A 14,497-nucleotide genomic window follows, 5' to 3' on the forward strand; every position below is an offset into this window, starting at 1 on the left:
CAAGCGTCATGGCTGATCCCGGGCGAATTCTCGACAGCCTCAGCACCAGCGTGCTGATCGTGGATCGCGATCGCTCGCTGCTGTATCTGAATGTTTCCGCCGAAACGTTATTTGGCGTGAGCCGCAATCAGGTGCGCGGCCGGCCTCTGGCGGAATTGTTAGAAGATTCGGCCGTGCTCGATTCAGTGATCGATCGCGCGGCAACGACGTCGCGACCGTTCTCACGTCGTGAGCTGGCTCTGCGTCCTATTTATGGCGATGGCGAGCTCATCGTCGACTGTACCGTTGCGCCCTATGAAGAAATCGGCGCGCCGGGCGCAGTGCTGATCGAGATCAGCGACGCAACTCAACATCAGCGCATCACACGTGAGACCGCCCTGCTGACACAGATCGGCGGCAGCCGGTTGATGATTCGTCAGCTCGCGCACGAGATAAAAAATCCCCTCGGTGGATTGCGTGGCGCCGCTCAACTCCTGGCTCGCCAGCTCGATGACGCTTCGATGCGCGAGTACACGACCGTCATCATCAGCGAGGCCGATCGCCTCGTGACACTGGTCGATACATTGCTCGGCCCGGGCCACGCGCCGCGTAAGGAATCGATCAATATTCACGAGCTGTTACAGCACGTGGGTCATTTGCTCGCGGCTGACGCGCCCGCGGGCGTGGTGATCGACCGCGACTACGATCCGAGCCTGCCGCCGCTCTATCTGGATCGCAATCTCATCATTCAGGCCATGCTGAATCTGGGCAAGAACGCCATGCAGGCGATTGCACAGGGCATGACCAAAAACTTTTATCAAAACGGCGGTCGCGGCGGGCGGCTGGTGTTGCGCACTCGTGCGCTCACCAACGTCAACATCGGCGCTCGCCGTCATCGTTTAGTTGCTAGCGTGCAGTTCGAAGACAACGGGCCAGGCGTGCCCGAGCATCTGCGCGACACCTTGTTTTATCCGCTCGTCACGGGGCGAGCCGACGGTACTGGACTTGGTCTGGCAGTGGCGCAAGACCTGGTGAGTCGTCACGACGGCCTGATCGAATTCGAGAGCAGGCCAGGTCAAACCATCTTTACTGTTTTGTTGCCATTCCATGTTACAGACACCAGTGAAAACTCTTAACGTCTGGCTCGTCGACGACGATGCCTCCATCCGCTGGGTTCTGGAGCGCGCGCTGCGCCAGGGCGGCATGGCGCCTACGGCCTTCGATCACGCGGACACGGCGCTCGCCGCGCTCCGGCGCGATCGGCCCGATGTGCTCATTACTGATATTCGAATGCCCGGCCGCAGCGGCCTCGAGCTGCTGACGGAGATTCGTGATAGCCAGCCGGAGCTGCCGGTCATCGTCATGACGGCGCATTCGGATCTCGACAGCGCGGTGGCTGCTTATCAAGGCGGCGCATTCGAATATCTTCCGAAGCCTTTCGATATCGATCAGGCGGTCGATCTCGTGCGGCGCGCCGCACAGCAGCGCATCCGCGTCGAAGAGGCGACGACCGAAGCGCGGCGCATTCCTGAAATGCTCGGCCAGGCGCCGGCGATGCAGGAAGTGTTTCGTGCGATCGGCCGCTTGTCGCGATCGAGCATGACGGTGTTGATCACGGGCGAGTCCGGCACCGGTAAGGAATTGGTTGCTCGCGCTCTGCATCGTCACAGCCCGCGCGCGAACAAGGCGTTCATCGCTTTGAATACATCGGCGTTCACGGCCGACTTGCTCGAGTCCGAATTGTTCGGTCACGAGAAAGGTTCGTTCACCGGCGCCGATGCGCAGCGTCGCGGCCGGTTCGAGCAGGCGGACGGCGGCACGCTGTTCCTCGATGAGATTGGTGACATGTCGCCGCAGCTGCAGACGCGATTGCTTCGTGTGCTGGCCGAAGGTGAGTTCTATCGAGTTGGCGGTCAGGTGCCGGTGCGTGTCGATGTGCGAGTGATCGCGGCGACTCACCAGGATCTTGCGGAGCGCGTGAAGCAGAATCTGTTCCGCGAAGATTTGTTGCATCGGTTGAATGTCATTCGAATCGAAGTGCCGCCGTTGCGTCAGCGCCGCGAGGACATTCCCGAGCTGCTGATGCATTACTTGACTGACGCGGCTGTGGAGCTTGGCGTCGAGCCGAAGACGCTGACGCCGGAAGCGGCGGCCGCGTTGTCCAACTTCGATTGGCCTGGCAACGTGCGTCAGCTCGTCAATGCGTGCCGTCGTCTGACGGTGACTGCGCCGGGTCGTGAGATCAAAGCCGAAGACATTCCGAGCGACCTCGGCGGTGTGCCGGGGCCGGCGAAGTTGCAGGACGAATGGACCCGTCAGCTCACCAACTGGGCCGAGAAGCGCCTCGCCGCCGGCGAAACCCCGCTACTCGACGACGCCATGCCCGAGTTCGAACGTACCCTGATCCGCGCCGCTCTGCGCAAAGCCGAAGGCGGCCGCCAGGAAGCCGCCAAGCTGCTCGGCTGGGGCCGAAACACACTGACGCGCAAGCTCAAAGAACTGGCGATGGACGACGAGTAACGCCGGGCCTGCTACTCTGCCGCCGGCAACGGTGGCAGAAGGCCCGCAGTGTTTCACGTCATTCTTTATCAGCCGGAGATTCCGCCCAACACGGGCAACATCATTCGCCTCTGCGCGAACACCGGCTCGTCGTTACATCTGATTCGGCCACTCGGCTTCGACATCAGCGAGAAGGCGGTGCGCCGCGCGGGGATGGATTACGCCGACCTGGCGAATGTTCGAGCGTGGGATTCGTTGGAGGAATGTTTCAACGCGCTGCCCGTGCAGCGCTGGTTCGCGATCTCCACCCGCGGCAAGACCCGCTACGATCAACCTCGCTTCGTCCCAGGCGACGCATTCGTGTTCGGCCCGGAAACTCGCGGCTTGCCCCAAGACCTGCTGGAAACCTGCCCCGCCGAACACCGCCTGACAATCCCCATGCGCCCCGGCAACCGCAGTCTCAATCTCTCCAACGCCGCCGCCGTCATCGTCTTCGAAGCCTGGCGCCAACTCCACTTCGCCACGGGGTAGGGGTGGGTCTTCAGGCTCAAACTAGGAGTCTTGCTCAGGCTTGAGCGCCCGACTCATCAATTCCTTCACGGCGTCCTTGGGTGCGACACCTTCGTACACCACGCGATACACCTGCTCGCAAATTGGCATTTCAACGCCGGCGTTACGCGCGACCTCGCGCACAGCCTTGGCGGCAAGCACGCCTTCGACAACTTGCCCGATGGTCTTCTGAGCAGCGGCAACGTTCTCGCCCGAGGCCAGGGCCAGGCCGAAGCGCCGGTTACGCGATTGATTGTCCGTGCACGTCAGCACGAGATCCCCCAGCCCCGCGAGCCCCATGAATGTTTCTTTGCGGGCTCCGAGCGCCACGCCCAGGCGAGTCATCTCAACCAGACCTCGGGCAATCAAGGCAATGCGAGTGTTCGCACCGAATCCGAGGCCATCGGAAATACCAGCGCCAATCGCCATGACATTCTTGATCGCGCCGCCAACTTCCACGCCGATGACATCCGTCGACGTATAAGCCCGGAAGTGCTCGCCCGAAAACCGCTGCGCGAGCTCGGCCGCATAGTTCGGATCGGACGCCGCAATGGTCATGGCCGTCGGCAACCCGGCGCCGACTTCGCGAGCAAACGTCGGCCCGGAAATCACCGCCGTCGGTACACGCTCGCCGAGAACTTCGCGCGCAACCTGGTGCGGAAGCAAGCCCGTGGAAAGCTCGAATCCCTTCGTAGCCCAAGCAACGCGAGCACTCGCCTGAAGATGAGGAGCGATCTCCTGCAGCATCCCGCGCAGAGCATGACTCGGCACAGCCACGATGACGTCGCGACTGGCCTGTAACGCAGCCTTCAGATCGGGCTCGATGCGCAGATGCTGAGGAAACGGAGCATCCGGCAAATAGCGCGTGTTACGCCGATCGCTCTGAAGCTCGGCGAGATGCTTCGCGTCGCGTCCCCACAGCAGAGTAGGGAGCGCGACGCGAGCTAACTGGATCGCGAGCGCCGTGCCCCAGGAGCCGGCGCCCAGCACCACCGATGTCGAGCGTTCGGGCGCCGGGGTGGCAGCCTCGGACATGGCGGGATCAGTTGACGGAAGCGGCGCCCGGGGCGTCCGGCTGCTGTTGAGCGCGAGCAGCGGCCTGCGCATAAAGCGCGTCGAAATTCACAGGCGGCAGCAGGAACGGCGGGAAGCCGCCCTTCATCAGCAGATCGGAAATGACCTGGCGCGCATAAGGCAGCAGATAGTTCGGACAGAAGATGCCCAGCAGTCGCCCCATGTCCGCCGGCGGCACGTTGCGAATGCCGAACGCGCCGGCCTGCTGCAGCTCGACCAGCCACAGCGTCTTGTCGGCGGCCTGCGCTTCGACGCGCACGGTCAGCACGACTTCCTTCATGTCACCGCCGATTTCGTTCACGGCGGTGTTGAGGTCCAGCTTGATGGTCGGATTCGTGTTCGGATTGACGCGCGGGCCGTTCGGCGCTTCGAAGGACACGTCTTTCAAATACACCGCCTGCGGCGCGAACTGCGGCGCATTGGGATCGGCGGTCTGGCCGTTGGCCGCAGGTACTTCGTCAACCATGATGTCGAATCCTAATAATGACTATCGGGGCAATTGGGCGAGCAGTTTATCCAATTCGCCGGCACGGTCGAGCGCCGCGAGGTCGTCGTAGCCGCCGACGTGACGGTCGCCGATGAAGATCTGCGGCACGGTACGGCGACCGCTCCGCTGCATCATCACTTCACGTTCCTTCGTGTCCTCGTCGATCTTGATCTCGCGATACGACGCGCCCTTGCGCTCGAGCAGATTGCGGGCGCGCTGGCAGTAGCCGCACCACGCCGTGGAATACATGACGATTTCGCTGCCGTTCTGTTCCGCTGCGCTCATGAATGCTTACCGTCCTTCTTGGCGGCGCCCTTCACCAGCGGCAGGTTTTCCTGTCGCCAGCTGTTCAGGCCGCCACTCAAAGTGACTACTTTGTTGAACCCGGAAGCGCGCAGCTGTCGCGCGGCTCCGGCCGAGGTAAAGCCGGCATCGCAATAGACGATGACCGGCTTCTCCTTGAATTTCTTCAAGGAATCCGCCCGGCTGGCAATTTCAGCCGCGGGGATGTGGCGCGCCTCGATGATGTGTCCAGCCTCGTAGTCCTTGCCGTCTCGAACATCGACCAGCAGAGCACCGCTATTCTGGAGCCGGATCGCGTCCGCCGTGCCGATGCTACTCGCGCCCCGAGCGCGATGACGCATCTCGATCACGACGGCAAGAACGGCGAGAATCGCCGCAGCGGCGACCAGGTACGGATGGTTGATGGTGTATTCAAAAAATCGATTCATTGCAGCAGGTCGGGATCTGACCCGGAAGGCTGGCAAAAGGGCGCGAAGTATAACAGCCGGGCCAGTCCGCCAAGTTCCTCAGGTTTAGCAATGTCAAATCTGCGTCTCACCGCGGTCCTGGCGGCCCTGTTGTGCTCAATTGGGTGGGGGACCGGCGCTTTTCAAGCCCGGGCCGCCGCGCCCACGCCGGCCGCCAAAGAAGCCGAGCTCAAGCAGGTTCGCAACCGGATCGACTCCATTCGGCGCTCCATTCAGGCCGAGGCCGAACGGCGCGACGCCCTGGCCGGCCAGGTGCGGGAAGCCGAGCTGAAGATTCAGTCGGCGCGTGAGCGCCTTTCCGACGTCCGGGCCCGCCGGATCGCCTCGGAAAACCGCCTGTCCGACCTTAAGGCCGAACAGCAGACCACCGCCAAGCGGATCGATGACGAACGCGAGGCGCTCGGCGCCGAAGTGCGGGTGGCCTACATGAATGGCCGACAGGAACAGCTCAAGCTGCTGCTCAACCAGCAGGACCCGGCGCAACTCGGCCGGATGATGGCGTACTACGGTTACTTCGGCCGCGCGCGCGCCGAACGCATTACTTCGATCAGCGAGCATCTGGCGCATCTGGAGCTGCTGTCCGAAAGCATCGCCAAGGAAACGGATCAGTTGCGCGCGCTCGAAGAAGATCAGGCGCGCGATGTGAAAACACTGGCCGGCGCGCGCGATCAACGCGCCCGGACGCTGGCTCAAGTGCAGTCCAAAATAAAAAATCGCAACGACGAGCTGGCCAAGCTGCAACGTGAAGCGCAGGCGTTGGAGAAGCTGGTCGAGGAACTGCGACGTGCCATCGAAGAATTCCCCGAGCTCGCCGAGCAGCCGTTCCAACGCGTGAAAGGCAAGTTGCCGTGGCCGGTGAAAGGCTCGGTGCTGGCGCGCTTCGGACAATTGCGCGCGGGCGGACCTTTGAAATGGCAGGGCATGGTGATCGGCGCCGACAGAGGTACTCAGGTGCGCGCGCCTTACTACGGTCGCGTGGTGTACTCCGACTGGTTGCCCGGGCTAGGGTTGTTGATCGTGTTGGATCACGGCGGCGGCTACATGAGCCTGTATGGTCACAACGAACAGGTGTATCGGCGCGTCGGCGATCGCGTGTCGCCTGGCGATCCACTGGCCGTGGTCGGCGAGGCTGCGGGCATCGGCAAGCCCGGTTTGTACTTCGAGATTCGCAAAGGTCGCACCGCACTCGATCCCGCAACGTGGCTCGCGAAGTAACGACTGCGTTTGGGAATTGTTCTTAGGGGCTCGATGCTGCGGAAAAACTGCGGCCGACTTCAAGGAAGCGCGGGGACGCGCCCCGGATGATCCGTCACACATTTCATTCTCGTGACGGGCCCACGACGGGCTCAGGACCATGGCGACCAGCGCGGCGGACGACGACACTGTAGAGACGACGGCTTTTTCCACCAGCCTCGATCCGTATGGTCAGTTGATCCGCGTGCTCATGCCGCGGGCCACCTACATCGCGATCTTCGATCGTCTCAGCACGCCGCTGTGGTTGTCCGACGGTTACGACGGCACGGACTTGTTACATCTGGTGGAAGAATCGCTGAACGCCGTGCGTCAGCACGGTGTCGCGCATGACGATCATCGCTATGGCTTCTGCCGCAGCTGGGAAGGCGATACCGCGTACGTCTTCCTTCTTTGCGATGGTCCCATTTTGCTGGGTGCGCTCGCGGTCTCCTGCCAGGACGGCAGCAACGGCGCTCGCAGCTCTGCATTCGTGCATGGAATGTTGCGACCGGCGCTTCAGGTGCTGGCGCGCGAGCTCGCTCATCAAAACAGCCTTGGCGATCTGCGCAAGAATCTGACCTCGCGCGACGGCGATCTCGCCGTGCTTCTCGAGGCTAGCGGCGCAGCCAATGATACAGATCAGGACGATCTCGAACGACTGCTCAAGAACTGCGTTTCGAATCTGGACTGCTCGGTCGGAGCGCTGCTGATTCCCGATCGCAAGATCGCATTGTCATGCGCCGCCGAAGGCGCGCTTCGCAACGCCGACTCCGAGACCCTGGAGAAAACTCAGAAGCATTTGCTGGCATGGGTGCAGGTGCAACGGCGCACGCTGGTGTTGAACAAGCCACCCGCGAACAGTCCGCTGGGCGCAATGCCGTACAAAATATTGGCATGCCCGATCCGCCACGGCGTGCAGGACGTCGCGGGCGTGTTGATTCTTTTCAAGCGCGGGAGTCATGCCGACTTCGACGCGCGTCAGGTCCGCATCGTCGAGTTGCTCAGCCGGCGCGTTGCTTACGTCGTGCAAAGCGTGTTCGATCCGGCGACGGGTTTGCTCACTCGCGCAGCCTTCGAACAACGCGTGCTCAGTCTGCTCGGGGCCGCGCCGGCCGATGCACAACATTGCGTGGTGTATGCGGACGTCGATCGTCTGCACGTGGTGAACGAAAACCACGGCATGCATGTAGGCGACGAAGTCATCGTCAGGATCGCCGCCGCTATCCGGGAGAATCTTGGCGCGAATGTCAGCGCCTCGCGCATCTCCGGCGATCGCTTCGCGCTGTTCTTTCTCGACGATCACAGCGACACCGTGCTGCCGGCGGTCGAGCGTATGTGCGGCGCCATCAGACAATTGGATTTCAGCCACGACGGTCGACCGGTCCCGATGTCGATGAGTTTCGGGCTGGCCGCCGTGCCGAACACTCGCTATCCGTTATCGCATGCGCTGGCGGCTGCCGAAGTTGCGTGTAAAGCCGCGAAAGACCGGGGCCGCGGCCGCGTCGAGAGCTATCACGAAGCCGATCGCAGCATCGTGCGCCGCTATGAAGATGTGACCATCCTCGGCTCACTGCGTGAAGCCATCGTCAACGATCGGTTCCGGATGGATGCGCAGCCCATCGTGCACATCGGCGATTACACAAATCTCGGGGGCCAACCGCGCCGCTTCGAGCTGCTGTTGCGAATGATCGACGGCAGCGGCGAACGCATCACGCCGGACAAATTCCTGTCGGCCGCCGAGCGCTATCAGCTGGCCACCGATATCGATCGCTGGGTCGTGCAATATGCGCTGGACGTGCTGTCCTCGGCGGCGCCGGCGCTGCTGCGCCTGGACGCGCACTTCGCCATCAATATTTCCGGACAATCGTTATGTGACCAGGATTTCACGAGATTTCTGGAACGACGCCTGCAAGACTATGCGTTGCCGCCGCAGTTGCTGTCGTTCGAGATCACGGAGACCGCGGCGGTGGCCAACATCGTGCAAGCGGAGCTGCTGATTCGTCGCCTGCAGGACCTCGGGCACGCCATCGCGCTGGACGATTTCGGCCGCGGCTTGTCGTCGCTCACTTATTTGAAGTCTTTGCCGGTGTCACATTTGAAGATCGACGGCGGACTGGTGCGCGATCTGGTCGGCAATCAGCGCTCGCAAGCGATGGTCACGGCCATCGTGCAGTTGGCGCGCGCCATGAACCTGAAGACCACGGCGGAATGCGTCGAGAACGAAGCCATCCTCGCCTCGGTCGGCCAGCTCGGCGTCGATTTTGGGCAGGGCTTTGCAATCGGAAAGCCGCGGCCGGTCGAACAGGTTCTGCAGGAGCTGCTGCGCGGCTCGGCGGGCGTGGTCCGCCAGCTGGTCCCTGTGCGTCAGAGCCGCATGGTCAGCTGATTCAGCAGTGAACTGATTGCCGCCCATGGCATCGGACTGACAGCCTTGCTCGGGTCGCTTTGACCCCGGTCACAGTTCGAGGACGGCAGTCGGGCGGGGCGGGCGCTCTTTGGGCATTCTTTGAACGGCGTCCGGATTTCGCGGCGGCGTGGGCCGCATTGTCGCCGTCGCTTGGACGTGTACTATGTTTAAAGGCCCTCCACCTTGAAGTCTCATCCCCTTAGCGTCATGTCACGGGTAGTTATGCCGGTTCGCTTCGCGCTGATCCTTGGCTTCGGCGTGGTCATGGGCTTCGGCCTGTCGGTGGGGCGCACAGTCCAGGCCCAGCGTGAGATCGAGCCGCCAGTGACCGCCAGCGCGGACGCTGACAATGACGAGAGGGCGGTGCCCTGGCAGGACGCGCGCCTGCTCGCCGAAGTGCTCGAGCACGTCCGCAAGGAATATGTTGAAAACATTTCCGATGAGGAGCTGATCGAAGCCGCCATCCGCGGCATGATCGCCGACCTCGACGCGCACTCCGCGTTCCTCGACCCGCAGGAGTTCGACGAGATTCGCATCAGCACCACGGGCGAATACTCCGGCGTGGGCATCGAAGTCGCGCTCGAGAACGGCGTGGTCAAAGTCGTGAATCCCATCGAAGGCACACCGGCGGAGAAGGCGGGCGTGCTGGCCGGCGACACCATCCTGGCGGTCGACGATGTGCCGGTGAGCGTCGACAACCTCAACGACACCATCGATCGCATGCGCGGCAAGGCCGGCACGGCGGTGAAGATCAGCATCGCGCGCGCCGATAAGAAAGATCCGCTCGAATTCACTCTGGCTCGCGCGCCTGTCCAGGTTCACAGCGTGCGTGACAAGTTGCTCGACGACGGCGTCGGCTATGTCCGCATTTCGCACTTCAGCGAAACCACCGCGCCCGATCTGGAGCGCTCGCTCGCCAACCTGAAGAAAAAGAACGGGGCGGCATTGAAGGGCCTCGTGCTCGATCTACGGAACAATCCCGGCGGCGTGCTCGAAGCCGCGGTCGGCGTTTCGGACGTGTTCCTCGACGACGGTGTCATCGTGACGGCCAATGGCCGCGCAGCCGATGCCCGCTTCGAAATGGATGCTCGTCCCGGCGATGCCTTGGACGGTGCTCCGATGGTGCTGCTCGTCAACGGTGGCTCCGCCTCCGCGTCCGAGATCGTCGCGGGCGCCCTGCAAGACCATCGCCGCGCCACGCTGGTTGGCAGCCAGACTTACGGCAAAGGCTCGGTGCAGACGGTGGTGCCGTTGTCAGATGGCCATGCCATCAAGCTCACCACTTCCAAGTACTTCACGCCCTCGGGTGCGTCGATCCACGAGAAAGGCATCAAGCCGGACGTGCTCGTCAACGAGAAGGACCTGCCTCCCAAGAAGGAAGGCGCCGACGTTACGGAAAGCTACGGCAACCCCAAGGACGACTATGAGCTGCAGGCGGCGATCGTCACGCTGCAGCAGAAGACGGGCGGCGCCATTCGGCAGAGTCGTGCCCCATAATACTGCATGCGTTCCGCTCAGCCTGCAGCGGCCCAAACGCAGGGTTTTGCGGCCAGGTCATTGCTATGCCTGGAGCTGCTGACCCTCGCCATCGGCGCGTTGCAGTTCTCTTTCGTTCCCAACTCGGTGAGCCGGCCCATGCTGGCGGTCGCTGCTTTGGGGCTGCTCACCGTCAGTATGTTATTCGCGCGTGTCGTGCCGGCTCTGCAGCGGCCGCTCGCTCGTCAGCATTGCGTCGATCTCGCCGCGCTGGTCGTTTGCATCACTTTGTTTGCTATCGCGACGGGCGCGGCTCACAGCTTCATCGTGCCGCTCTATCTGATTCCGCTGGTCGGCGCGGCTCTCGCATTCGGACGTTGGTGGGTAGTGCTGTTGCTGGCGACCGTGATTGCGGCGGTCGGCTTTTTGCTGGGCGCGCTCACGCCTGAAGTCGCGATCGGCGGCCCCGAATTCGGCATCCAGTTGTTGAGTGTGTTGGCGCCGGGCGCGGCCGTGGCGCTGATCATCGCGGCGTTGATCGAACAGATGCACAGCGCCGTGCAGAGGATCAGCGATCTGGCGTCGACGGATTCGCTCACCGGCTTGTTGAACCTGCGCTCCTTCGAAGAAATCCTGCAGCAGGAGCATCGCAAAGCTGAACGCTTCGGTCGGCCTTACACCATCGTCGTGGTCGACGTGGACAATCTCGCGCACATCAACGAAACGATGGGGCACGAAGCAGGCAGTCAGATTCTGGGTGCGGTCGCCGCGGCCATCACGCGGTCCATTCGCACTTCGGACGTTGCGGCTCGCCTCGGCGGCGACGAGTTCGTGGTGTTGCTGGTCGAAGCGGACTCGGCCATGGGCGGAGCCATCGCCACGCGCATTCGTAACAATGTTTACGCCGGCACGGTGTCGGTGGCGAACCGGCTGATCCGCGCCAATGTGAATGTGGGGACGGCGAACTTCCCCGAGGATCATCTGTATCCCAAGGAGCTGATGATCCTCGCCGATCAGAACATGCAGCAGGATCGCGCCCTGCGCCGTCAGCCGGAGTGAGCTCAGGCGGCGGCGCCGACCAGAATCGCCCGGATCCCCCAGATCACGATGCCGATGAGCATGGCCAGCGTCGGAAAGGCCGTGAGCGCGAAGCCGAGGGCGCGGCTCTTCGGATCCTTCACGTAGGAAATCGCATAAATCGCGCGGCCCAGCAGAAACACTACACCCAGGGCCGCCGCCCACAGCGGACTGATGTAGAGGGCGAAGATCCACAGCGCCGGCAGAAACATCACCAACTGTTCCAGGGTGTTCATCTGCACCCGGAAGTGGCGTTCGAACACTTCATGACCGCTGGTGGCCGGCGCCGCAACGCCATACCGGCTGCGCGCCCTGGCGACGCCCAAGCCGAAAAAGAAAAACTGAATCAAGGCCAGGGCGGTGACGATGGCGACAAAAGGCATTGCGCTCCCTCATTGATGATTTTATGGGCCGGTCCTGTGCATCCCTGCACCCCCGGCATTCGGGCATCCTGCCCAGCACTGGCGAAATATTGGACGTATCATGGCGCGAGCCGGGCGACAGCTGACACTTGGAACTAGCTTACCCGCACCGCAGTTGCGCCACGAGGACCTCATCATGACCGGATTCTTTTTGCGCGCCGCCATCGTCGCCCTCGGGCTGTGGCTGGCCACTCAGATCTTCGACGGGCTGATGTTCGACAGCCCCTTCACCCTGCTCGCGGCGGCCGTGCTCCTGGGCATCGTCAACGCCATCGTCCGCCCCATCGCGGTGATCCTCACCCTGCCACTCACGCTGTTGTCGCTGGGCCTGTTCTTGCTGGTGATCAACGCCGGCATGCTCGGCCTGGTCGCGCTGCTCTTGAGCGGCTTCACTATCAGCAGCTTCTGGACCGCCCTCGGCGCCTCCCTGCTCGTCAGCATCACCTCCTGGCTCGCCTCCGGCATGATCGCCAACAGCGGCCGCGTCGAAGTGATCACGATGAAAAAGTGATGGCGCGCGATGCCCCTCTCCCATTGGGAGAGGGGCAGGGGGTGAGGGTCTTCTTTAGCTCGACGGGTTCAACGCACCGCGAAGAGCGACTCGATACAAAATCCACCCCATCGCAGCGAATAGCGCCAGGCCAAACCATTCAATCAGGCTCGGCCCAAAGCGCACAAAATCTGGCAGCGCCAGCACATCGGACTTCCCGGTGGAAACGATCGGGATCGCGATCAGAATTCCCATCAGCGCCTCACCCGTGATCAAGCCCGCCGAGAACAACACACCCTTGCGGTGAACGCGCTCCGCCGCCGCGGGATCGTTGTGAACTCCCGCCGCGCGCTCGACCAGATGCGCCAGCAAGCCGCCGAGGAAGATCGGCACGGTGAGATCCAGCGGCAAATAAATACCGACCGCCGCCGCGAGCACAGGCGTCCGAAAGTTGGCGCCACGCTTCTTCAGGATCTCATCGCACACGATGATGGCCGCGCCAATTGCCACGCCGATCCAGATCAGATCCCACGGCAGCTCACCACCAAACAAACCTTTCGCCACCGACGCCATCAACGTCGCCTGCGGCGCCAGCAAAGGCTCGGGATGCTCCGGCGTCGGCACACCGATGCCATAAGCCTTGGCCAGCAAGTTCAGCACCGGCGCCATGACAACCGCGCACGACATTGCGCCGATGGCCAACATCACCTGTTGCCGCCAGGGCGTCGCGCCGATCATGTAACCGCATTTGAGATCCTGCAGGTTGTCGCCCGCGACGGCCGCCGCACAACAAACCACCGCACCGATCACGATGGCGGCGACCGGACCCAGTGGCGCATTGCTGCCCATCAGCACTGCCAGCACCAGCGATGCAAACAAAATCGTGCCGATGGTGATGCCGGACACCGGATTGTTCGATGAGCCCACCAGACCCGCCATGTATGCTGACACCGAGCTGAACAGGAAGCCCGCGACGATCATGATGATGGTCATCGGCACCGACACGCTGAGGTCTTGCACGATGGCGTGATACAGCCCCGCCAGCGGCAGCGTGAAGGCGATCAAACCGACCAGCACCGCCTTCATCGGCAGATCTCTTTCGGTCTCGGCGACGACCTTCGCCGCCCCGGCGCGCGCCGCTTCCAACCCGCTGCGAACGCCAGACATCAGCGACTTGCGTAGGGAAATCAGCGTCCAGATGCCACCGACCAGCATCGCGCCGACACCGAGATAACGAATCTGTGCACTCCAGATCGCGCCGGCTGCGTCCTCGGCGCTGGCGCCAGCGAGACGGGCGGCCAGTTCAGGATTGCCGTCGAGAAAGAACGCGCTGTAGATCGGGATGGCGATGTTCCAGGACAGAATGCCGCCGCCCACGACCACGATGCCGATGTTCAGGCCGACGATGTAACCCACGCCGAGCAGCGCCGGCGACAGGTTCGTGCCCATGTACGCGATGCCCTTGCCGACGAAGCTGCCGAACGCCGCCGAGTCCGGCACCAGTCGCAAGCCGCTTGCCGCGATCAACTTGCCGAGACCTCCGAGAGCGGATGCAGCCGCGAGCACACGAATGCCGCTCGCCGGGTTCTCGCCGGCCTTGAGCACTTCGGCCGCGGCTTTACCTTCCGGAAAAGCGAGCTGCTGATCGACGATCAGCGAACGACGCAGCGGCACCGAGAACAACACGCCGAGCACGCCACCGAGGCCCGCGATCGCCAGCACCCACCAATATTTGAAATCGGTCCAGTGTCCGAGGATCACCAACGCCGGCACCGTGAAGATCACGCCAGCCGCGATGGACGAGCCGGCCGAAGCGCCGGTCTGCACGATGTTGTTTTCGAGGATGTGCCCACCACCGAGCACACGCAGTACCGCCATCGACACCACTGCCGCAGGAATCGCGGTGGCGATGGTGAGGCCCGCGAACAGGCCCAGATACGTGTTGGCGGCCGCAAGAATCATTGCGAGCACGACCGACAAGATGATGGCGCGCGCCGTGAGTTGCGGCGCCGCTTGAGTCGCAGGTGTGTTCAT

General features: G+C 62.8%; 14 protein-coding genes. 8 read left to right on the plus strand and 6 right to left on the minus strand.

Annotated elements, in window-relative coordinates:
• Positions 1 to 8 precede the first annotated feature (8 nt).
• Genes glnL through VGD45_RS19140 form a run of 3 tightly spaced genes read left to right on the plus strand, consistent with a single transcriptional unit; the run spans position 9 to position 3,009 of the window.
• Positions 9 to 1,115 carry a nitrogen regulation protein NR(II) gene (gene glnL / locus VGD45_RS19130; protein ID WP_331156943.1) on the plus strand — a complete coding sequence of 369 codons (1,107 nt, stop codon included), beginning with the start codon at positions 9 to 11 and terminating at the stop codon, positions 1,113 to 1,115.
• Positions 1,102 to 2,499 carry a nitrogen regulation protein NR(I) gene (ntrC, locus tag VGD45_RS19135; RefSeq protein ID WP_331156944.1) on the plus strand — a complete coding sequence of 466 codons (1,398 nt, stop codon included), beginning with the start codon at positions 1,102 to 1,104 and terminating at the stop codon, positions 2,497 to 2,499. The genes glnL and ntrC overlap by 14 nt, the downstream gene beginning before the upstream one ends.
• 48 nt (positions 2,500 to 2,547) lie before the next feature.
• Positions 2,548 to 3,009, plus strand: a complete 462-nt coding sequence (locus VGD45_RS19140) for a tRNA (cytidine(34)-2'-O)-methyltransferase (RefSeq protein WP_331156945.1) — start codon at positions 2,548 to 2,550, stop codon at positions 3,007 to 3,009.
• Positions 3,010 to 3,030: 21 nt separating this feature from the next.
• Here the strand turns inward: VGD45_RS19140 and gpsA are convergent, their stop codons facing one another.
• From gpsA to VGD45_RS19160, 4 genes are read right to left on the minus strand one after another with little or no spacing between them, the layout of a single operon-like run.
• Complete coding sequence (gpsA, locus tag VGD45_RS19145) at positions 3,031 to 4,062, minus strand: NAD(P)H-dependent glycerol-3-phosphate dehydrogenase (protein WP_331156946.1); 1,032 nt, start codon at positions 4,060 to 4,062, stop codon at positions 3,031 to 3,033.
• A 7-nt stretch (positions 4,063 to 4,069) separates the two neighbouring features.
• A complete protein-coding gene (secB, locus tag VGD45_RS19150) occupies positions 4,070 to 4,567 on the minus strand; it encodes a protein-export chaperone SecB (protein WP_331156947.1) in 498 nt (165 codons plus the stop codon).
• Between the two features lie 21 nt (positions 4,568 to 4,588).
• The gene (gene grxC, locus VGD45_RS19155; protein WP_331156948.1) at positions 4,589 to 4,873 is read right to left on the minus strand and encodes a glutaredoxin 3; all 285 of its coding nucleotides are present in this window, start codon (positions 4,871 to 4,873) and stop codon (positions 4,589 to 4,591) included.
• On the minus strand, positions 4,870 to 5,319 hold the full coding sequence (locus VGD45_RS19160) for a rhodanese-like domain-containing protein (RefSeq protein WP_331156949.1): 450 nt from the start codon (positions 5,317 to 5,319) through the stop codon (positions 4,870 to 4,872). Before VGD45_RS19160 ends, grxC begins: the two co-directional genes overlap by 4 nt.
• Before the next feature lie 90 nt (positions 5,320 to 5,409).
• Here VGD45_RS19160 and VGD45_RS19165 point away from each other — a divergent pair, with 90 nt between their 5' ends.
• The 4 genes from VGD45_RS19165 (at position 5,410) to VGD45_RS19180 (ending at position 11,533) form a co-directional block, all read left to right on the plus strand.
• Positions 5,410 to 6,573, plus strand: coding sequence for a murein hydrolase activator EnvC family protein (locus VGD45_RS19165; protein WP_331156950.1), 1,164 nt, complete (start codon positions 5,410 to 5,412; stop codon positions 6,571 to 6,573).
• Positions 6,574 to 6,712: 139 nt separating this feature from the next.
• Positions 6,713 to 8,977, plus strand: a complete 2,265-nt coding sequence (locus tag VGD45_RS19170; protein WP_331156951.1) for a bifunctional diguanylate cyclase/phosphodiesterase — start codon at positions 6,713 to 6,715, stop codon at positions 8,975 to 8,977.
• Between the two features lie 243 nt (positions 8,978 to 9,220).
• Positions 9,221 to 10,495, plus strand: a complete 1,275-nt coding sequence (locus tag VGD45_RS19175) for a S41 family peptidase (protein WP_331156952.1) — start codon at positions 9,221 to 9,223, stop codon at positions 10,493 to 10,495.
• A 6-nt stretch (positions 10,496 to 10,501) separates the two neighbouring features.
• Complete coding sequence (locus tag VGD45_RS19180; RefSeq protein WP_331156953.1) at positions 10,502 to 11,533, plus strand: GGDEF domain-containing protein; 1,032 nt, start codon at positions 10,502 to 10,504, stop codon at positions 11,531 to 11,533.
• Between the two features lie 2 nt (positions 11,534 to 11,535).
• On the opposite strand, the gene VGD45_RS19185 is transcribed toward VGD45_RS19180, so the two are convergent.
• On the minus strand, positions 11,536 to 11,934 hold the full coding sequence (locus VGD45_RS19185; protein WP_331156954.1) for an MAPEG family protein: 399 nt from the start codon (positions 11,932 to 11,934) through the stop codon (positions 11,536 to 11,538).
• A gap of 175 nt (positions 11,935 to 12,109) precedes the next feature.
• On the opposite strand from VGD45_RS19185, the gene VGD45_RS19190 reads away from it, so the two are divergent.
• Positions 12,110 to 12,484 (plus strand): phage holin family protein, encoded by a 375-nt coding sequence (locus VGD45_RS19190; RefSeq protein WP_331156955.1) that lies wholly within the window; start codon positions 12,110 to 12,112, stop codon positions 12,482 to 12,484.
• A 54-nt stretch (positions 12,485 to 12,538) separates the two neighbouring features.
• On the opposite strand, the gene VGD45_RS19195 is transcribed toward VGD45_RS19190, so the two are convergent.
• Entirely contained in the window at positions 12,539 to 14,497 is a 1,959-nt protein-coding gene (locus VGD45_RS19195) for an OPT family oligopeptide transporter (protein WP_331156956.1), read from the minus strand.

The organism is Steroidobacter sp., assembly GCF_036402275.1.
In the GTDB taxonomy this organism is placed as follows: Bacteria; Pseudomonadota; Gammaproteobacteria; order Steroidobacterales; family Steroidobacteraceae; genus Steroidobacter.

Excerpts from the sequence above, each read along its gene's own strand:
- glnL (WP_331156943.1), top strand. The coding sequence starts at position 9 with ATGGCTGATCCCGGGCGAATTCTCGACAGCCTCAGCACCAGCGTGCTG.
- gpsA (WP_331156946.1), bottom strand. The coding sequence starts at position 4,062 with ATGTCCGAGGCTGCCACCCCGGCGCCCGAACGCTCGACATCGGTGGTG.
- secB (WP_331156947.1), bottom strand. The coding sequence starts at position 4,567 with ATGGTTGACGAAGTACCTGCGGCCAACGGCCAGACCGCCGATCCCAAT.
- grxC (WP_331156948.1), bottom strand. The coding sequence starts at position 4,873 with ATGAGCGCAGCGGAACAGAACGGCAGCGAAATCGTCATGTATTCCACG.
- VGD45_RS19160 (WP_331156949.1), bottom strand. The coding sequence starts at position 5,319 with ATGAATCGATTTTTTGAATACACCATCAACCATCCGTACCTGGTCGCC.
- VGD45_RS19165 (WP_331156950.1), top strand. The coding sequence starts at position 5,410 with ATGTCAAATCTGCGTCTCACCGCGGTCCTGGCGGCCCTGTTGTGCTCA.
- VGD45_RS19170 (WP_331156951.1), top strand. The coding sequence starts at position 6,713 with ATGGCGACCAGCGCGGCGGACGACGACACTGTAGAGACGACGGCTTTT.
- VGD45_RS19175 (WP_331156952.1), top strand. The coding sequence starts at position 9,221 with ATGCCGGTTCGCTTCGCGCTGATCCTTGGCTTCGGCGTGGTCATGGGC.
- VGD45_RS19180 (WP_331156953.1), top strand. The coding sequence starts at position 10,502 with ATGCGTTCCGCTCAGCCTGCAGCGGCCCAAACGCAGGGTTTTGCGGCC.
- VGD45_RS19185 (WP_331156954.1), bottom strand. The coding sequence starts at position 11,934 with ATGCCTTTTGTCGCCATCGTCACCGCCCTGGCCTTGATTCAGTTTTTC.
- VGD45_RS19190 (WP_331156955.1), top strand. The coding sequence starts at position 12,110 with ATGACCGGATTCTTTTTGCGCGCCGCCATCGTCGCCCTCGGGCTGTGG.
- VGD45_RS19195 (WP_331156956.1), bottom strand. The coding sequence starts at position 14,497 with ATGAACACACCTGCGACTCAAGCGGCGCCGCAACTCACGGCGCGCGCC.